Annotated in this window: 18 protein-coding genes; 15 read left to right on the top strand and 3 right to left on the bottom strand. The window is 69.9% G+C overall.

The genetic code is table 11. The features are described from left to right. Nucleotides 1-7 precede the first annotated feature (7 nt). Together DW307_RS11000 and DW307_RS10995 are read left to right on the top strand one after the other, a co-directional pair. Nucleotides 8-1,228, top strand: a complete 1,221-nt coding sequence (locus tag DW307_RS11000; protein ID WP_136024737.1) for a peptidoglycan-binding domain-containing protein — start codon at nt 8-10, stop codon at nt 1,226-1,228. 1 nt (nt 1,229) lies between these two features. Further along, nucleotides 1,230-3,173 (top strand): ABC transporter ATP-binding protein/permease, encoded by a 1,944-nt coding sequence (locus DW307_RS10995; RefSeq protein ID WP_136024736.1) that lies wholly within the window; start codon nt 1,230-1,232, stop codon nt 3,171-3,173. A gap of 51 nt (nt 3,174-3,224) precedes the next feature. On the opposite strand, the gene DW307_RS18115 is transcribed toward DW307_RS10995, so the two are convergent. Further along, nucleotides 3,225-4,424, bottom strand: coding sequence for a hypothetical protein (locus DW307_RS18115; protein WP_168441025.1), 1,200 nt, complete (start codon nt 4,422-4,424; stop codon nt 3,225-3,227). An 83-nt stretch (nt 4,425-4,507) separates the two neighbouring features. Between DW307_RS18115 and DW307_RS10985 the strand changes: the two genes are divergently transcribed. Next, nucleotides 4,508-5,857, top strand: coding sequence for an HNH endonuclease (locus DW307_RS10985; RefSeq protein ID WP_240750614.1), 1,350 nt, complete (start codon nt 4,508-4,510; stop codon nt 5,855-5,857). A 54-nt stretch (nt 5,858-5,911) separates the two neighbouring features. On the opposite strand, the gene DW307_RS10980 is transcribed toward DW307_RS10985, so the two are convergent. Continuing rightward, nucleotides 5,912-6,829 (bottom strand): DUF808 domain-containing protein, encoded by a 918-nt coding sequence (locus tag DW307_RS10980; protein ID WP_029260696.1) that lies wholly within the window; start codon nt 6,827-6,829, stop codon nt 5,912-5,914. Nucleotides 6,830-6,863: 34 nt separating this feature from the next. Next, nucleotides 6,864-7,823, bottom strand: coding sequence for an AraC family transcriptional regulator (locus DW307_RS10975; RefSeq protein WP_136024735.1), 960 nt, complete (start codon nt 7,821-7,823; stop codon nt 6,864-6,866). A 96-nt stretch (nt 7,824-7,919) separates the two neighbouring features. On the opposite strand from DW307_RS10975, the gene DW307_RS10970 reads away from it, so the two are divergent. The 12 genes from DW307_RS10970 to DW307_RS10915 all read left to right on the top strand — a co-directional run bounded on the left by DW307_RS10970 (nt 7,920) and on the right by DW307_RS10915 (nt 19,022). Further along, nucleotides 7,920-9,026: a FecCD family ABC transporter permease gene (locus DW307_RS10970; protein ID WP_205810459.1), complete on the top strand. Its 1,107-nt coding sequence runs from the start codon at nt 7,920-7,922 to the stop codon at nt 9,024-9,026. Next, complete coding sequence (locus DW307_RS10965) at nt 9,023-10,108, top strand: FecCD family ABC transporter permease (RefSeq protein ID WP_205810457.1); 1,086 nt, start codon at nt 9,023-9,025, stop codon at nt 10,106-10,108. Before DW307_RS10970 ends, DW307_RS10965 begins: the two co-directional genes overlap by 4 nt. Further along, the gene (locus DW307_RS10960; protein WP_136024733.1) at nt 10,108-10,944 is read left to right on the top strand and encodes an ABC transporter ATP-binding protein; all 837 of its coding nucleotides are present in this window, start codon (nt 10,108-10,110) and stop codon (nt 10,942-10,944) included. Before DW307_RS10965 ends, DW307_RS10960 begins: the two co-directional genes overlap by 1 nt. 70 nt (nt 10,945-11,014) lie before the next feature. Beyond that, nucleotides 11,015-12,034: an ABC transporter substrate-binding protein gene (locus DW307_RS10955; RefSeq protein WP_136024732.1), complete on the top strand. Its 1,020-nt coding sequence runs from the start codon at nt 11,015-11,017 to the stop codon at nt 12,032-12,034. Between the two features lies 1 nt (nt 12,035). Continuing rightward, nucleotides 12,036-12,692: an isochorismatase family protein gene (locus tag DW307_RS10950; RefSeq protein ID WP_136024731.1), complete on the top strand. Its 657-nt coding sequence runs from the start codon at nt 12,036-12,038 to the stop codon at nt 12,690-12,692. Further along, complete coding sequence (locus DW307_RS10945) at nt 12,689-13,471, top strand: SDR family oxidoreductase (RefSeq protein WP_136024730.1); 783 nt, start codon at nt 12,689-12,691, stop codon at nt 13,469-13,471. Before DW307_RS10950 ends, DW307_RS10945 begins: the two co-directional genes overlap by 4 nt. A gap of 61 nt (nt 13,472-13,532) precedes the next feature. Next, on the top strand, nt 13,533-14,702 hold the full coding sequence (locus tag DW307_RS10940) for an isochorismate synthase (protein ID WP_136024729.1): 1,170 nt from the start codon (nt 13,533-13,535) through the stop codon (nt 14,700-14,702). Continuing rightward, nucleotides 14,699-16,351, top strand: coding sequence for a (2,3-dihydroxybenzoyl)adenylate synthase (locus tag DW307_RS10935; RefSeq protein ID WP_136024728.1), 1,653 nt, complete (start codon nt 14,699-14,701; stop codon nt 16,349-16,351). Before DW307_RS10940 ends, DW307_RS10935 begins: the two co-directional genes overlap by 4 nt. Next, on the top strand, nt 16,348-17,712 hold the full coding sequence (locus tag DW307_RS10930; RefSeq protein ID WP_136024727.1) for a lysine N(6)-hydroxylase/L-ornithine N(5)-oxygenase family protein: 1,365 nt from the start codon (nt 16,348-16,350) through the stop codon (nt 17,710-17,712). Before DW307_RS10935 ends, DW307_RS10930 begins: the two co-directional genes overlap by 4 nt. Next, on the top strand, nt 17,699-17,962 hold the full coding sequence (locus DW307_RS10925; protein ID WP_168441024.1) for a phosphopantetheine-binding protein: 264 nt from the start codon (nt 17,699-17,701) through the stop codon (nt 17,960-17,962). The genes DW307_RS10930 and DW307_RS10925 overlap by 14 nt, the downstream gene beginning before the upstream one ends. After that, on the top strand, nt 17,962-18,186 hold the full coding sequence (locus DW307_RS10920) for an MbtH family protein (protein WP_136024725.1): 225 nt from the start codon (nt 17,962-17,964) through the stop codon (nt 18,184-18,186). The genes DW307_RS10925 and DW307_RS10920 overlap by 1 nt, the downstream gene beginning before the upstream one ends. Further along, nucleotides 18,183-19,022 carry a siderophore-interacting protein gene (locus tag DW307_RS10915; protein ID WP_136024724.1) on the top strand — a complete coding sequence of 280 codons (840 nt, stop codon included), beginning with the start codon at nt 18,183-18,185 and terminating at the stop codon, nt 19,020-19,022. Before DW307_RS10920 ends, DW307_RS10915 begins: the two co-directional genes overlap by 4 nt. Nucleotides 19,023-19,070: the final 48 nt, after the last annotated feature.

Here is a 19,070-nt window from a genome sequence, read left to right as displayed (position 1 = left end):
GAGTCCGATGGATGAAGTAGGTGTGCCGGAGACGGCGAGACGGTCACGCTGGATCGTCGTGATCGCTGTGGTGCTGATTGTGGCGCTGATCGGTGCCGGGTTTTGGTTTGCGGCGCAGTTCCAGTCGTCGGCGCAGCAGGAGGCCAACGCCAAGGCGCCCGCCCCCGGGCCGGTCTTCGCAGAGGTCACGCAGGGGGCGCTGGCTGGCGAGGTCGGCTTCACCGGGCAGGCGGGGCCGTCGACGCAGACTCCGGTGACGGTGCTCCCTGTCGCGGAAGCGTCGCTCACCGTCGTCACCGGACGCCCACTGGCGACGGGTGCGACCGCTTCTTCGGGGCAGGTTCTCACCGAGGTCAACGGGCGCCCTCTCTTCGGTGTGCAGTCGGCCTTCTCCTTCTACCGCGACATGGGCGTCGGGGATCGTGGCCCGGATGTCGAGGCATTACAGGCTGCACTCGTGGCGCGGTCGTACCAGCTCAACGCCGATGGGCGGTTCGGAGGCGAGACGGCTGCGGCGGTGAAGCGCTGGTATCAGGACAATGGCTATGAGGCCCCCACTCGCAGTGCCGCGGCGGAGAAGACGAGCTCGGAGGGGGGCGAGAAGGCGGCGGATCCGAGCGAGAAGGCGCCGGCTGCCGAGGGGTATGTTCCTGTCGCCGAAATTCTGGCGATGCCTTCTGCGTCCGCGCAGGTCGTGAAAGGTGTTCAGGTCGGGCAGCGTTTGGCGGCGGAGGGTGTGCCGGACTTCATCCTCGGGTCGGCGGATCTGGTGGTCACGATCACGGTTCCCGTCACCGATCTCGGGGATGTGGTCGCAGGAGACGCGGCTGTGATCTCGATCGGTGGCACTGAGGTCGAGGGCATCGTGGGAGACATCCGCCCCTCTGACTCGGCCGAAGACTCAGAGGGATCGGGCTCGAACGGTGATGCGGAACAGGCCGCACCCGAGGTCACTTTCGCCGTGGTTCCGAAAACAGCGCTGCCGGGGTCGTCGGGGCGGGCGCGGGTGGCGGTGATCAAGCAGATCGTGGCCGAGGACGCGCTGATCGTCCCGGTTCTCGCCGTGTCGGACCGGGGGCCTGACAAGAACGTTCTGACGAAGCAGCAGGCCGACGGAACGCTCCTCGAGGTGCCGGTCACAGTCCTGGGCACACTGCAGGGCGAGGTAGCCGTCGAGCCGCGCGACGAAGGTGCCCTGAAGGCCGGCGAACTGGTTCGAGTCGGTTGACGTGTCGCTGATTCAGTTGCGGGGAGTGCGTCGGACGTACTCCTCGGCGGGTCGGCCCGAGGTCGATGCGCTTCGCGGCATCGACCTGGAAATCGACCAGGGGGAGTTCGTTGCGATCGTCGGCCCATCGGGCGGTGGCAAGACGACGCTGATGAACATCCTGGGGCTTCTCGACGACCCGACGGCGGGTAGTTATGTTCTCGACGGCGAGGAAGCTCGTGCCGGCGACGGTCGCCGCGCGGCGAGCGTGCGCGCACGGAAGATCGGATTCGTGTTCCAGGCCTTCCACCTTCTCGAGGCCAGGCCGGCCGTCGACAGTGTCGAGTTGAACCTGCTCTACCGGGGCGTGCCCCGTGTGCAGCGGCGTGAGAGCGTTCTCGGCGCCATCGACTCTGTCGGCCTCGCAGACCGCGCCTTCCAAAGCACCTCGACACTGTCGGGCGGGCAGCGTCAACGCATCGCCATCGCCCGTGCGATCGCCGGGGATGCGAAGCTGATTCTCGCCGACGAGCCGACCGGCAACCTCGACTCGGTCAACGCCGCTCGGGTTCTCGATGAGCTCGAACGTATCAATCGCGATGGGGCGACGGTCGTCGTCGTCACTCATTCGGCCGAGGTCGCGGCACGGGCGCGTCGTGTGGTCCACATCGCCGACGGTGCGATCGTGTCCGACGAGCGACAGTCCGGCAGCGGAGCGAGTACGGCATCGAAAGCCCCTGCGGACGGGCCGCCGGCTTCTCCTTCGAATGATGCCCGCACGTCCCGCACGAGAGAAGATGAGCGGGCGCGGCTCACCGGGCGCATCCGGTTCGCCGACATGCTTCGCGACGCCTGGGCATCCGTGACGTCGAGAAGGTATCAATCGATCGGACAGGGGCTCGCCGTCGCCATCGCCGTGGCATTGACGATCACCACTCTCGGGCTTGCGGCATCGGCGCGAGCGCAGGTATCCGCCACATTCGATGCCCACCTGAATCGTGAGGTCTCGGCGACGTGGTCGACGGGGGCCAAGAACTCGCTTCCGCCCGAGGAGGTTCCGCAGGCGATCGAGCGACTCAGCGGAGTGGATGCGGCTGCGGTCGTCATCGATCTCAACGTCAGCACGGTCTCGACGTTCGCGGAGGCACGCCAGATCCGGCCGCACGTCGCCATCGGAGATATCGTCGGTGCTGCGCGTCTCACGGTCGACGAGGCACCGTGGCATGCGGGACCCCTAGCGGGCGGCGAGGCCTACATCGGAGATCTTCTCGCGAAGGACATGCGGCTCAGCAGCATTGATGGCGCTCCCACGATCTCGGTTGATGGCGTCACATATGTCGTCGCTGGCATCATCACCAAGTCCGCGCGCCTCCCCCTGCTCCGCGGCGAGGTGGTCGTGGGACCCCGCGACGGCCTCACAGCAAAGGGGGCCGTAGACGTGACGATGCTGGCCGTGACGTCCTCCGGCGCAGCGCAGCAGGTCGCCAAGCAATTGCCTTCGGCGTTGAACCCGTTCGAGCCGGAGCGGATCGTCGTCGTTGCGCCGACCGATTCCGCACAGCTGAGGGGGCAGGTCGAACAGGGCGTGCAAGCCACCCTCACCGCGTTCACGCTGCTGGCGCTGATCGTCGCGATCGCCGCACTCATGAACGCCACGCTCCTCGCTGTCAATGCGCGCCGCGGCGAGATCGGCATGCGCAAAGCGCTCGGAGCACGAGACCGGCAGATCGGAGAACTCATCACTCTGGAATCCGCAATCGTCGGTGTCGTCGGAGGGGCCGCGGGCCTGGTACTCGGTATGGCGGCAATCCTCGTCGTCACCGTGAGCCAACGATGGGCCCCCGTGTTCGACATCGTGCTGCTTCCGATCGCCATCGCTGTCGGCCTGATCGTCGGTGCCGGGGGAGGCGGACTGGCCTCGATCCGCGCCGCGCGTCTGCGCCCCGCGGAGAACCTCCGCAGCTGACATCCTCGCTGGACGCCGTCCGGGCGTGCTGCGACCGAACAGTCACAGAGCTCAGCCTGCCGTCGTCGTGCTCACGGCTTCGCGCACGAGGATCGCACGCCGCATGTCGGCCATGATCGGGTCGAAGAAGCGCTCCCGGTAGCGGGCCTCGCTCACGGCGGAGAACACGAAGGGGAGGGCGGCGATCACCGAGAGCAGGGTGGCCGCCTTGAGCAGGTTGACGGTGAGCGGCAGCTTCGCCCCGAAGAACTCCAGCGGCTGCACCGCGAGGGGCTGTGCGGTGCTGCCGGGTCCGAGCCAGATGCCGACGACGCCCGTGGGGACGGCGATGCCTCCGATCACGATCAGCAGCGCCGCGAGGAGCCCGGCGAAGAACAGGGCCTGCACCAGCTGCGCCACGGTCATCGCGAGCAGGATGTTGATGCGCTGCGGTGCGCGCAGCCGTCCCGGAGTGCCGGGGGTGGCGGGGCGGCCTTCGGCGGGCGTGCCGATGAGCAGGGTGGCGCGCTGTTCGGCGCTCGACGCCTGAGCGTCATCGTCGATCTCGGAGGCACTGACCCGCAGCACGACGATGCCCGCAAGCACCGCGACGACGAGGCCGAGCAGGGCGATGGATCCCCAGGAGAGGGCGGATGCCATCTGCCAGACCTCGGCAGAGAAGAACGAGAACACGACGAGCATGAGGATGACCGGGAGGGCGATCGACGCCATGTGGCCGATCGCCGAGGCGTTGCGCACCGCGAGGCGCGAGGCCCAGGAGATCATGGCCCCTCCGCCCATGCCGGTCACCAGGATGCAGAGGGCGAGCACCAGGATCGTGCGGAGGACCGGGCGGACGGTCGCGTCGGGCTGGGCGATGTAGCCGTAGACGATCGTGAAGGCGAGGCACGAGGCGATCAGGACGAGCGCGACCGCGGTGCCGATGCCCACCGGGAGGCGACGCAGCAGGGTGCGCACGAGGTAGTAGGCGGCCCACGCGAGCCCGATCGCGAGCAGGAAGATCACGACGGCGAAGAGGACGAGCAGGATCTCCCACTCCGTGGAGTCGTCGTCGAGGGCGAAGTCGAAGACGACCTCGAGCCCGTCCTGGAAGAGGTACGCGGCCACCGCGACCCACGCGATCAGTGGCGCGACACGGCGGGGGAGGTCGGTGAACCAGCGGCGCAGCGGAACGAACGTCGGAAGGCCCTGCTCACGGAACCAGCGGTCGGCATCGCGCTTCGTGCTGCGCAGCTTCGGGGACGCGGACATGGCGATGAGACTACGGCAATGACGAGGCGCGGAGTTATCCACAGGCTTTCCTGATATTCGAACATATCTTCTAAGATCGAGGTATGGCGAACCCGCATCTGAACCCGCTCCTCGAGGCGATGACGTACCTCGAAGACGCGTGGGGCGATGCGACGAACGCGGCCGATCTGAGCCGCGCGCAGCTGCTCGATGCGCACCGGGCGATGGGACTGGTACAGCGTCGGCTCGACGGCATCCATGCCGAGATCGCGGCGGGCATCGCGCGGGAATCGCGTCCGGAACTGGGGTCTGCGGGTCTCGCGAAGCAGCAGGGATTCCGCAACCCGGCGACCATGATCGCCGCCACGACCGGCGGATCGACGGGCGATGCGGTGCGGCTCGTCAAGGTGGGGGAGGCGACCGCGCCGCGGGTGAACATCATCGGCGAGAAGCTGCCCCCGCGGTACCCCGAGGTGCAGCGGGCGATCGGTGCCGGCGAGCTCAGTGCGGCGGCCGTGGCGCTGATCGTGGCCCTGCTCGACCGGGCGCGCGTGAAGGCCGGGATCGAGCGGATCGTCGATGCCGAGCGACTGCTCGTCGAACGTGCGGCAGGGCTGTCGCTCGATGACGTGCGCAAGCTCGTCGTGCACGCCGAGGCCTGGCTCGACCCCGACGGCGTGGCTCCGCGCGAAGGTGAGGCCCGGTCGCGGCGCTCGCTGACGATGTTCGAGCGCGACGGATCGCTGCACCTGACCCTGCAGACCGACATCGCGTCCGGCACTCCCGTGAAGGCGGCGATCCAGGCATACGTGACGGCCACGTTCCAGGCGCGGGCGCACGTGCTCGACCCCGAAGCGCCCGATGCCGACCGTCGTACGGTCGCGATGATCCAGGCCGATGCGCTCGTCGAGATCTGCGCGCATGCGAGCGGATGCGACAACGGCGGGCTTCCGGTATCCGGTGCGACCGTCGTTGTCCGCGTGGGGCTCGACGACCTGACCGCCGGCACCGGATTCGCGACGGTCGACGGCCTCGATGGGCCGGTCAGCATCGCCTCATGTCGTCGGATGGCGGCGGGTGGGGGCATCATCCCCGTCGTGCTCGGCGGTGAGGGCGAGATCCTCGACTGGGGGCGTGAGAAGCGGCTGTTCACCCGCGCCCAGAGGCTCGCGCTCGTAGAACGCGACGGCGGTTGCGTGATGTGCGGGCTGCCCCCGCAACTCACCAGGGCGCATCACCTGCGCTGGTGGCAGCGGGATGCCGGACCGACCGATCTCGACAACGGAGTGCTGCTCTGCGAGAGCTGCCATCATCGCATCCACGACAACGACTGGGAGATCAGGATCGAGGGACGGGGGTTCGCGGCGCGGGTGTGGCTCATTCCGCCGCTGCACGTCGACCCCGAGCGCAGGCCGAGGCTCGGCGGCCAAGCCCGGTACGACATCGCGGCGTGAGTGCGCCGGCGTGGATTCGTGTTCTGGCCTGTGCGGACAGTCGTGTCTCGATGTTCAGACGTGCACGTCGGCGGGGGATGCCTCGCCCTCGTGGAAGCTGGGGGTCTTGCCGAACAGGCGGGCGATGCCGAGCACGATCCCGACGACGAGCAGCCCCAGGATGAGACCGGCGATCGCGGAGATGATGGTGTCCACGATCCAGACCACGACCGGACCGAGGCCATGGAGCGCCTGCTCCACCGCGTGCAGCACATCGACCGGGAAGTGCCACCCCACCTCGCCGAGGTTCACCAGCACGAGATGGCCGCCGACCCAGAGCATGGCGACCGTGCCGAGGATGCTGATGAAGCGGAACACCCCGGGCATCGAGCGCACGATCCTGGTGCCGGTGTGCCGCACACGCTGCACCGGGTTCTTCGCCATCTTCAGACCGATGTCGTCGATCTTCACCAGCAGTGCGACAGCGCCGTAGACGACACCCGTCATGAGGAGGGCGATCACGGCGAGGATCGCCAGCGTCGCCCAGATGTCGAGCCCCTTCTCAAGGCTCGCGAGCGAGATGAGCATGATCTCGGTCGAGAGGATCAGGTCGGTGCGCACCGCACCGAGCACGAGCTTCCTCTCATCGCGCGCTCCCTCGTCGGCGTGACCGTGCTGCACGCCGAACCACTCGAGCACCTTCTCGGCGCCCTCGAAGCACAGGTACGCCCCGCCCAGGATCAGCAGATACGGCAGCACCCACGGCGCGAACGCGGTCAGCAGCAGCGCCGCCGGGATGATGATCACGAACTTGTTCGCCAGCGACCCGAGGGCGATCTTGCCGACGACGGGCAGCTCCCTCGCGGGCGTGAGGCCCTGCACGTACTGCGGAGTCACCGCGGCGTCGTCGATCACGACGCCGGCCGCCTTGGCCGACGCCTTCATCGCTGCGCTCAGGATGTCGTCGACGACGGCCAGAAGTCCAACGGACATGGGTGTTCCCCTCGTGAAGTGCCGGATGCTCACACTACCGACTTCGCGACGCCGCACTCCCGCTCGACGGCGACGCATCGCGCGTCTGCGAGAGTCGCATCGCACTCGGCCGGCAGCCGTAACCACGATGAAAAGCGGCGAGCAGACCGTTGTGGGTGAGCCCCACGGCTCGCGCGGCGTTCGCGACCGGATAGCCCCGGTGCAGAAGAGCGACCGCTGCCTCGAGGCGGACCGCCGTACGCCACGTCGTGTAGCTCGTTCCGAGCTCCGCCACGAACGCGCGGCGGATGCTCGTCGTGCTCGTGTGCAGCCGTCGGGCCCATCCGTCCAGAGTGCGGTCATCCGAGGGGTCGGCATGGAGGGCGGCACTGATCGCGACCGTGAGGGGGCCGTGCAGCTCCGCTCGAGCGAGTCGTGCGATCTCCGCCCGCATCCGCGTGTGCTCTGTGGCAGGACACCCGCTCCCGGCGGCGTCCGGATCTCCGCCCGCGGCCTCCACAGGCGTGCCAGCGGCGACCGGATCTCCGCCCGCGGCGACCGGAGTCCCTCCTTCGCGGACCGGGCGGTGGAACCCGCCCTTCCGCAACGCGGCGCACAGGATCGGGGAGGCGTCCGTGCGGGAGATCGAGGTCGCCAGCAGGCGGTTGCGCAGCTCTCCGGTCACGCTGACCGCACAGGGCGTCGGAACCACGTCGGTCGGCGAACCCGTGCGGTGCACGAACGGCGCGAATCCCGGATGGAAGCGCGCGGAATGCGGGAATCCCGCGGGAATCCACACCCCCTGGCTCTGGTCGACCGCGAACCGCTCGCCGTCCACATCGATCACGGCGCTGCCGCTCAACGCGACGATGAACTGATCGTCGTCGTGGCGATGCGTGCCGTGTCCCCATGGGCCGAATCCATCCTCCTCCGACCGCTCCTCTGTCTCGGCGTCGACATCCTCTCCCGCCTCGGAACGCGGCTCTGGAGCGACGGATGGAAGTGGACGGAACATGGGACTCCTGGAACGCTGAGTTGGAAATAGTTAGGTTAGCCTAACCTCGGACTTCGCGTGAGGTCATGACCGCGGATGACGGGAGCAGGGCACGAGGTGAGTACGACCCAGACGGCGGATGCCTCTGAGCGGAAGGTCGCTGAGGAGATCGCCACGGACCCTCGTGCCGTCCTCGGCCCCGTGCGCTCGAGCACGCGACGACGGTTGCTCGGGCTCGTCGCGCTCCTCGTTCTCCTCGCGGTGGCCGCACTGCTCTCGCTCGCGATCGGGGCGCGTGACATCGCGCCCGACGTCGTCGTCCGCGCGCTGTCGGCCGCTCTCAGCGGCGCCCCGGACGGCGACTTCGAGGCGACGGTCGTGATCACCGAGCGACTGCCTCGGACCGTTCTCGGCCTCCTGGTCGGCGCCTGCCTCGGCGGGGCCGGCGTGCTCATGCAGGGACTGACCCGCAATCCGCTGGTCGACGGCGGCATCCTCGGCGTCGAGATGGGAGCGGCCTGCGCGGTCGTGGCGGGGATCGTGCTCATGGGGCTCGCCGGGGTCGGTGCGACGTTCTGGTTCGCCCTCGCCCTCGCCGGCGCCGGCATCGCCGCCGCACTCGTCTTCTCCATCTCGCGCCTCTCACGGGCGGCGTCCACCGCCATGAGCCTGGTGGTGGCGGGGGCGGCGACGGCTGCGATGCTCGCCGCCGTCATCAACCTCCTCATCGTGCGCGACAACACCTCATTCTCCCGCTACCGGTTCTGGTCGATCGGGCAGCTCGCGGGACGCGGGGAGACCATCCCCGAACTCTGGCCCTTCGCTGTGACCGGGATCGTCCTCGCACTCCTGTGCGGCGCCACGTTGAACGCGCTCTCCCTGGGCGAGTCGACCGCCGCCGCTCTCGGCGTCCGCGTGCGCCGTGCCCAGCTGGGGGTCGCGTTCGTCGCGGTCCTGCTCTGCGCCGCGGCCGTCGCCGCCGCAGGACCCATCGGCTTCATCGGTCTGATCGGCGCACACCTCGGCCGGCTCATCGTGGGCGCCGATCAGCGGCTGCTCGTCCCCTTCGGAATGGTCTGCGGTGCCGCCGTGCTGCTGGCCGCCGACGTGGCCGGACGCATCACTCCGGGAAACGGGGAGATCGCGGTCGGCATCATGACCGCCGTGGTCGGAACGCCCGTCTTCGTCGTCCTGGCCCGCACCAGGAAGCTGGTCGAAGCATGAGCGGGGCGGGCGTCATGGGTCTCACCGCCGGGGCGCTCCCCGACCGGGACGTCACCTCCGAGGGAACCGTCGTCACGAGCCTGAGAGATGCTCGACGGCGGGCCCGGATTCGTCTGACCGCTGTCTTCGCGTCCCTTGTCGCCGTCGGACTGGCCGCCTTCTCGATCGAGATCCTGATCGGCGGGAGTGCAGAGCTCTCGCCCGACGCCGTCTTCGAGGCGCTCTTCGGCGAGGGGACCGTCGTCTCACGACTCGTGGTGTGGGAGTCCCGCCTTCCCCGCGCGCTCACCGCCGTGCTCGTCGGCGCGCTCTTCGGCATGGCGGGTGTCGTGTACCAGCGCCTCATCGGCAACGTGCTGGCGACCCCCGACATCATCGGCGTCTCCAGCGGAGCGAGCGCCGGGGCGGTCGCGGTCCTGGTGGGGCTGGGCGGAACGGGCATCGCGGTGCAGGGAGGCGCCATCGTCGGTGCCGTCTTCGCCGTGCTGGTGATCTTCGGGCTCAGCTGGAAACGCGAATCCTCCACCTATCGCCTGGTGCTCGTCGGCATCGGCGTGGGGGCGTGCTTCGCGGCCGTGACGAGCTACCTGCTCACCTTCGCCGACAGCATGACCTCGACGCGCGCGATGCGCTGGATGATCGGCTCGCTCGCCGGTACCCAGTGGTCCGACGTCGCGCTCCTGTTCGCCGCCGTCGCGCTCGGGGTCGTCGCCGTCGCCGTCATCGACCCCTCGCTCGACGCGATCCGGCTCGGTGATCCGCTCGCCAGGGGACTGGGGACGCGCGTCGGCTTCATCCGCGTCGCCGCGCTTCTCCTGGGGGCATTGCTGGCCGCGCTCGCGACGAGCGTCGTCGGACCGATCGCGTTCCTGGCGCTCGTCTCCGGACCCATCGCCGCACGCCTCGTCCGACAGGGCGGTCCGTTCCCCGCGGCGCTCGTCGGCGCCGCACTGCTCCTGCTCGCCGACGTGGTGGCGCAGTCCGCACCGTTCGTGAGCCCCGTTCCGACCGGCGTCGTGACCGGACTCATCGGCGCACCCGTGCTCATCTTCCTGCTCCTCACCCGGAAGGCGGACGCCTGATGACCGTACTCGACGAGACGCCCTCCGCTCCCTCGCACGCAGGTCGTGCGGAGGAGCCGATCCTCGCCGCACAGGGCGTTCGCGCCGGCTATGCCGCGAAGACGATCGTCAGCGACCTCGACCTCCTCGTCGCACGCGGCGGGATCACCGCACTGATCGGGCCGAACGCATCGGGCAAGTCGACGCTGCTCGGCGCCCTCTCCCGCCTCGTGCCGCTGCAGGCCGGATCGGTGCTCCTCGACGGCGCCGACATCCACGCGATGCCCACCCGCGAGGTGGCGCGGCGACTGGGAATCCTGCCGCAGAGCCCGGTGGCGCCCGAGGGCATCACCGTCGCCGAGCTCGTGCGACGCGGACGCCACCCGCACCGACGTTTCGCGAGCACCCGGGCCTCCGACGACCTGATCGTCGCCAGGGCGCTCCTGCGCACCGGAGTGGCCGACCTCGTCGACCGTCCGGTGGACACGCTGTCTGGCGGGCAGCGGCAGCGGGCGTGGATCGCGATGGCGCTCGCGCAGGAGACACCGCTCCTCCTGCTCGACGAGCCGACCAGTGCGCTCGACATCGCCCACCAGGTGGAGGTGCTCGATCTGCTGGTCGACCTCGTCGCGGAGGGGACGACCGTCGTCGTGGTGCTGCACGACCTCGCGCACGCCGCCCGCTACGCGTCGACCGTCGTCGCTCTGCGCGACGGCGCCGTCGTCGCCTCCGGTCCACCCGCCGACGTCATCACCGCCGACCTCGTCGCGGAGGTGTTCGGGGTGCAGGCCCGCATCATCGCCGACCCCGACACCGGAGCACCGCTGGTGCTGCCACGAGGGCGACACGGGATGTGACCCGAAGCCTCGCCCGCCCGAAGCCTCTTTCACCCTCAAGCCTCTCTCACCCTGAAGAAAGTAGAGACACATGACCCGCTCCGTGCTCCGCCGTCTGACCGCGGCGGCCGCCGCCCTCGTCGTCAGCACTTCGCTGCTCGCCGGATGCGGCGCCTCCGCCGACACTCCGTCCTCATCGACCGGGGCCGCGGCCGGCTATCCGATGACGCTCACGAGCCCCTATGGAGAGACGACGCTCGAGGACAAGCCGGAGCGCGTCGCCGTGGTGTCCTCCGTCGATCTCGACATCGCCCTCGCTCTCGGTGTGGTCCCGGTGATCAGCCCGCAGTACGGCGACGCCGAGCTCGATCCCTGGGAGACCGACGCTCTGAAGGAACTGGGCGAGACGACGCTGAAGACCTACGACTCCACCGACGGCGTCGACTACGAGGCGATCGCCGTGGCCGAGCCCGACGTCATCCTCGCCACCAGCGGCTGGACCCTCGATGCCGACTACGAGCAGTTGTCGAAGATCGCCCCGATCGTCTCGTACACGGGAGAGGACGGACTGAGCGCGATGACCTGGGAGCAGCGCACGGAATCCGCTGCCGCCGCTCTGGGGCGCAGCGACCAGGCGAAGGAGGTCATCGACGGTATCGCCGCCGACTTCGCCACCGCGGCGGCCGCGAACCCCGAGCTCGCCGGGACGACCTTCACCTACGCCGTCATCCACCCCGAGCAGATCACCTACATCTCGTACGAGGGCAGCGATGTCACGTTCTTCACCAAGCTCGGCCTCACCCTTCCGGAGCGCGCTTCCGACTTCGGCGCCACCTCCGCCGCGGTGAGCCGCGAGAACCTCGACCTGCTCGATGCCGACATCCTGCTCATGGGATATCCGTTCGGCGACGAGGGGCTGCTGACCCGCTCCGACCTGGAGAAGGACGCGCTGTTCCGCCAGATCCCCGCGGTCGCCGCCGGACGCTACGCCGTGATCGACGACGCGTTCGCTTCGCCGCTCGCCTACCCGACACCGCTCACGGAGCCGTGGCTGCTGGAGCGGCTCGTCCCGGTGCTCGCCGATGCCGCGGCCGGCAACGGGGAGAAGTGACATGGGGCTTCCCCGCATCGCGACCTACGACGTTCCGGGTGTCGACGAGTACCCGGAAGGCCGTGTCGACTGGACGCTCGATCCGACCCGCAGCGCGATCCTCGTGCACGACATGCAGCAGTACTTCGTCGACGCCTTCGCGGACGCAGACGGCCCCGTCGGTCTGGCGATCGGCCACATCGCCCGTCTTCTCGACGCGGCGCGGGCAGCCGGCGTGCCGGTGATCTACACCGCGCAGCCGGCCGGACAGGACCCCGTCGATCGCGGGCTCCTGTCCGAGTTCTGGGGTCCGGGTCTGCAGGACGAGGAGAGCGCCGCGATCGTCGACGAGCTGCGTCCGGTCGCGGGCGACACGATCCTCACGAAATGGCGTTACAACGCGTTCATCCGGACGCCCCTGCGCGAGACCCTCGCGGCCCAGGATCGGGATCAGCTCGTGATCGTCGGCGTCTACGCGCACATCGGATGCCTGCTCACCGCTGCCGACGCGTTCATGAACGACATCCGCCCGTTTCTCGTCGCCGACGCCGTCGCGGACTTCTCTCGCGAGGATCACCTCTTCGCGCTGGACTACGCGGCCAATCGGTGCGCGCGCGTGCTCGACACCGACACGGCTCTCGCCGCTCTCGCCCCGGGCGCTACAGGAGTCGGAAGATGAGCACGGTCGCACTGGTGACCGGGGCGGCGGGAGGCATCGGCGCCGCGGTGGTGGCCCGACTCCGCCGAGACGGACTGGCGGTCGTCGGATTGGACCGTGATCCGGGTGCGGACTTCATGATCGATGTCACCGACCGCGCCGCGATCGAGGGCGTCGTCGCCGAGATCGAGAAGACGCAGGCGGACATCGACGTGCTCGTCAACGCCGCAGGCATCCTGCGGACGGGATCCGCCCTGGAAGGAGACCCGGAGGATCTCACCGACATGCTCGCCGTGAACGTGCTCGGCGTGGCCACGGTATCCAGAGCAGTGGGGGCGCGGATGGCCAAGCGAGGACAAGGGTCGATCGTGACCGTCTCCTCGAACGCCGCCGCGACCGCACGAGCGGGCATGGTCGGCTATGGCGCCTCCAAGGCGGCCGTCGCGCAGTACACGATCGGATTGGGGCTCGAGCTCGCCGCGGACGGGGTGCGATGCAACGTCGTGGCTCCGGGGAGCACACGCACGGCCATGCTCGTCGCGGCCGGGCAGCGGCGGGCGTCCGCAACCCCCGCGGCGGCGGCCGCAGCAGAGGGGATCCCCGGGAGCGATGATCGCACGGCGCAGGCCGTGGCGGCCGCGATCACGGGCGACGCCGCGCGCTTCCGGAACGGCATCCCGCTCGGACGCGTCGCCGACCCCGAGGACATCGCCGCCGCCGTGGCCTTCCTCGTGTCGGAGGACGCCCGCCACATCACGATGCAGACGCTGACCGTCGACGGCGGGGCGACGGCGTGCTGAGCGGGATCCCGGATGTCCCGGGATCCCGGACGAACCCGCAGGCAGTGTGAGGAGAGAGAACATGTACGGATCGGATGAGGTCATCTTCCATGGTCGTCGGCGGTGGCACGGTACCGGCCGTCGCGCGGTGCTGGCGCGGGAGCAGGCGGCCGGACCCGGCCTCGCTGACGCGGTTCTCTCGATGCTGCGCCAGACGGAGGCGGAAGACGGCGTGCGTCGGATCGCTCTGGGCGCGATCCCGTTCGACCCCTCGCAGCCGGCGCACATCATCGTGCCGGAACACGTGGTCGAGGTCTTCCCGGAGGCGGGGGAGACCGACGGATCCCCGGTGGGGCCGATCGTCGGCGCATCGTCCGAACCCGCCCAGAGGGCCGCTGCCGTGATCCCGCCGGACGACCCCGGCTACCGGGTCGCGGTGGGAGCTGCGTTGCGCGCCATCGAGGCCGGCATCGTGACGAAGGTGGTCCTCGCCCGCACGATGCACCTCGAGGCCGGTGATCCGATCGACACGCCTGCGCTTTTCCGGGCCTTCGCCGGGCAGAACCCGGCCGCGTACGCGTATCACGTGCCGGACGACGAGGGCGGTGTGCTCGTCGGAGCCTCGCCCGAACTCATCGCCGCGGTCGAGGGCACGCGATTGCGCTCCCTCCCTCTGGCGGGGACCGCCGCCCGCCACGACGATCCGCGCGCCGACGACGCCGCGCGTGCGGCGCTCACGTCTTCCGCGAAGGATCGGCACGAACACGCGGTTCTGGTCTCGGCCCTCGCCGAGCGACTGCGCGCCTTCGCGCCGGCGCTCGCCGTCCCCGCGGAACCGGTGATCGTCGAGACACCGCGTCTGTGGCACCTGGGCACGCCGATCGAGGGCGAGCTCCTCCCGGAGACCACCGTGCTCGAGGTGGCCGCAGCCGTGCATCCGACCCCCGCCGTGTGCGGAACGCCGACGGCCGCCGCGCGCGACCTCATCCGCATCCTCGAGCCGGAGGACCGCGGACTGTACGCCGGCCTCGTGGGGTGGATGGACTCGTCCGGCGACGGGGAGTGGGCGCTGGCGCTGCGGGGTATCCATGTCTCCGGAACGACCGCCCGCCTGCATGCCGGGGCCGGAATCGTCGCCGGGTCCGATCCGGTCGCGGAACACCGCGAGACCGCGGCGAAGCTCGGCTCCGCCCTCCGTGCTCTCGCCGCCGTCACGCCGGTGCGTCGTCGCTCCCTGGCGGGTGTCGCATGAATCCCGTCGCCACGGATCCGCTGACCGTACAGCCGCTGACCGTGGAGGGCGTGGTGCCCTACCCTGCGGAGTTCGCGGCGCGGTACCGGCAGGCGGGGCACTGGATCGGCGCGACGTTCGACGAGCTGCTGCGCGATGCCGTCGCCGCGGCGCCGAACAGCCTCGCGGTGGTGGACGGCGAACGCTCCTGGACCTACCGCGACCTCGATGCACGCGTCGGGCGGCTCGCCACGGTGCTGATCGCCGACCACGGTGTGCGCCGCGGAGACCGGGTGGTCGTGCAGCTTCCCAACATCGCCGAGTTCGTCGTCGTCGTGTTCGCCCTGTTCCGGGTCGGTGCGGTTCCCCTGTTCGCCCTGCCCGCACATCGCCGCTCGGAACTGCTGCACTTCTGCCGGGAGGCGGAAGCGGTCCTGATCGTGACAGCGGAGCGGATCGGCGGATTCGACCACGCGGCGCTCGCCGCCGAGGTCGAAGGGCTCGTGCCGAGTGTGCGCGGGGTTCTGCTCGCGAGCGACGTCGACCCCGCATCGGAAGGGCGTCCCGAAGCCGAGACCGTTGCGGTCGCGCCCGGAGATCTCGCCTTCCTCCAGCTGTCCGGCGGCACGACCGGCACGCCCAAGCTCATCGCCCGCACGCACGACGACTACCTCTACTCGGTCCGCGAGAGCGCCCGCATCTGCAGGTTGCACGCGGGCAGCCGCCTGCTCGTGGCGATGCCCGTCGCCCACAACTTCACGATGTCCTCGCCGGGCATCCTCGGCATCATCGCCGCGCGCGGTGCCATCGTGCTCACCACCGACCCCGGCCCCGATGCCGTGCTGGCGCTCATCGAACGTCACGGTGTGACCATCGTCCCTGCGGTGCCGCCGCTCATCCTCTCCTGGCTCAATGCGCCGCAGCGGGCGGAGCACGATCTGCGCAGCCTGGAGGTGGTGCAGGTCGGCGGGGCGAAGCTCAGCCGCAGTGTCGCCGAGCGGATCGAGCCCGCGTTCGGATGCCGCCTGCAGCAGGTCTTCGGCATGGCGGAGGGACTCGTGAACTACACCCGGTTGGACGACGACATCGAGACCGTGCTCTCGACCCAGGGCCTGCGCATCAGCGCCGACGACGAGGTGCGGGTCGTGGACGAGACGGACCGGCCGGTGCCGCCGGGCACGCCGGGGGCGCTCCTGACGCGCGGCCCGTACACGATCCGCGGCTACTTCCGTGCGCCGGAGCACGATGCGCGATCCTTCACCGCCGATGGCTTCTACCGCACCGGCGACATCGTGGTCGAACGGGAGGACGGGTACCTCACGGTCGTCGGCCGATCGAAGGACCAGATCAATCGCGGCGGCGAGAAGATCGCGCCCGAGGAGATCGAGAACGCCCTCCTCACGCATCCCGACGTGCACGACGCGTCCGTCGTCGGCATCTCCGACGAGGCGATGGGGGAGAGGGTCCACGCGTCCGTCGTGCGGCGTGCGCGACCGGACGGCACCCCGATCCCGCTGCGCCCGGTCGATCTGCGTCGGCACCTCGCGGCGGTGGGGCTCGCGGTGTACAAGGTCCCCGACGTGATCGCCCTCGTCGATGAGCTCCCGGCCACCGGCGTCGGCAAGGTCGACCGTCGAGGGGTCGCCGCGCAGGAGAGGAGCCATTCGTGAACGCCGCGATGACGGAGGGCGCCGAGAACATCCCCGAGACGGTGGATGTCGTCGGCATCGGATTCGGTCCGGCGAACCTGGCGATCGCGATCGCGCTCCGGGAGCACGCGCAGGAGGGCAGGCCGCTCGACGCGGTGTTCTTCGAGGCGCAGGAGGAGCCGACCTGGCATCCGGGAATGCTCCTCGAAGACGCGAGCATGCAGATCTCCTTCCTGAAGGACCTGGTCACGTTCCGCAATCCGGTCTCGCCCTACTCGTTCGTCGCCTTCCTACACGAGCGGCAGCGTCTGGTCGACTTCACGAACCGCGGGTGCGCCGAGCCCCTGAGGATCGAGTTCGCCGCGTACCTGCGCTGGGTGGCGGAAGCCTTCTCCGATGTCGTCCGCTACGGATCCCGCGTCGAGCGCGTGACACCGATCCGGATCGACGGCGAGGTCGAGGCCTTCGACGTGCTCGTGACCTCGGCCGACGGCGTGCACACCGTCCGCGCCCGCAGCGTCATCGTCGCCGCGGGACTCCGGCCGCGGTTCCCGGCAGGCATCCTCCCCGGACGACGGGTATGGCACTCGGCCGACCACGTGCACCGGGTGGGGGAGCTGCGCGTTCCGCGACGGCTCGCCGTCATCGGAACGGGGCAGAGCGCGATGGAAGTCGCGCTCGACCTGTCCGACCGGTTCCCCGAGGCCGCCGTGCACCTCGTCTCCTCGCAGTTCGGCGTCGCGCCGAGCGACCAGGGGCCGCTGGTGAACCGGATCTTCGACCCGGACTCGGTCGACCTGCTCTTCGATGCCCCGGACGCTGTGCGCACCCGTCTCGATGCCCTGCACCGGAACGCCAACAACGGCGTCGCCAGCACCGCGGTGATCCGCGCGTTCTTCGACCGGATGTACGGCGATGCGTGGCTCGGCCGGGAGCGTCTGGTGCTGCATCGAGTCAGTCGACTCGTCGCCCTGCAGGAGGAGCCGTCGGGAGTGCAGGCGACGATCCACTCGGAACTCGACGGCTCCCGAACTCTGCTCGACGTCGATGCGGTGGTGTTCGGCACCGGCTACCGCCCCTTCGACACCGCAGAGCTGCTGCAGGACGACGCCGGTCTCCTCCGTCGCGATGACGCGGGCCGCCCTGTCCTCCGCCGCGATCACTCGGCCGCCCTCACCGAACCCGGCACGGCGCGCCTGGTGCTCGTGGGTCAGGGCGAGCACCAGCACGGTCTGACCTCGACGCTCCTGTCGACGACGGCCGTGCGCGCGGGGGAGATCGCGGATGCCCTGGTGGCCGCCGTCGGAGGAAACCACCACCCCCACGACACGTCGGCGGGAGAGACCGCCGACGACAGGAAAGGAACACATGTCGCCGTCTGAAGCCCTCGAGCGCGCCCGCGCGCTCGCCGCCGCCGTCGTCCCGGACGATCTCACCGACGTCGCGGGAGACGAGGACCTCCGTGACTACGGGCTCGACTCGGTCCGCGTGATCGGACTCCTCACCGCCGTGCGCGACGCCGGCGGCGCGATCGAGTACGCCGACGTCGTCGGCGGAACCACCCTCGACATCCTCGCCGCGGCACTCGCCTCGGCACACCCCCCATACCCCGCACACCAGGAAGGCGAATGATGAGCACCAACCCTTTCGACGACGAAGACGGAGTCTTCCTCGCACTCGTGAACGACGAGGAGCAGTACTCCCTGTGGCCCGAGTTCGCCGCGGTCCCCTCCGGCTGGCGGATCGTCTTCGGCCCGGCCGATCGGTCGGCCACCCTCGAGTTCATCGAGACCACGTGGACCGACCTGCGACCGCGCTCGCTGCGCGAGGCGATGGCAGCGGAGACGGCACGATGACCGCGATCGCACCTGCCCCGGTCGAGTACGTCGACTTCCCGGTGCGGATCCGCGAGGTCGAGGTCGTGCGCACGACCCGCCTGTCCGACACGATGATCCGGCTCACGTTCGGCGGCGAGGGAGCGGCGGGGTTCGAGAGCGCGATCTTCGACGAGCACGTGAAGCTCATCTTCCCCGAGCCCGACACGGGGGAGCTGCGACTGCCCCTGCCCGACGGCGACGACCTCATCTGGCCCCGACCGATCCCCACGAGCCGCGAGTACACGGTGCGTGCCCACCGACCGGACGCACGGGAGATCGACATCGACTTCGTCGTGCACGCGAGCGGACTCGCCTCGGACTGGGCGCGAGACGCGCAGCCGGGAGACAGGGTGCACATCGCCGGCCCTCCCGGGGGATACCGGGTGAGCGACGACTACGACTTCTACGTGCTCGTCGCCGACGAGACGGCACTGCCCGCCGTCGCCCGCTGGCTGGAGGAGAGCCCGCGCTCCCGATCGGGTGCGGTCGTCGTCGAGGTCGAGGGGTCCAGGTCGGAGCAGCCGCTCGATGCACCGGAGGGCGTCTCGGTGACCTGGCTGCACGGGGGCGGTGCCGCGACCGACAACCTGATCCGCGGTGCGCTCGCCGTGGAGATCCCCGAGGGTTCGCGGGTCTTCGTCTGGCTCGCGGGAGAGGCCGGGGCCATCAAGCCCCTCCGACGCTGGGTGCGTGACGAGCTGGGCCTCACCAAGCACCATTCGTCGATCACCGGGTATTGGAAGCGCGGTATCGCCGATACGCACGAGCACCTCGACGAGGACGACGAGGACGACACCGAGGACGACGAGGACTGACCTCCGTCCGCACGCCCGACCCCGTCCGGGGACCGCCCATGACGAGGG

This window comes from Microbacterium sp. K27 (assembly GCF_004794435.1).
Classification (GTDB): Bacteria; Actinomycetota; Actinomycetes; order Actinomycetales; family Microbacteriaceae; genus Microbacterium; species Microbacterium maritypicum_A.
This window is presented reverse-complemented; position numbering and strand designations above follow the sequence as displayed.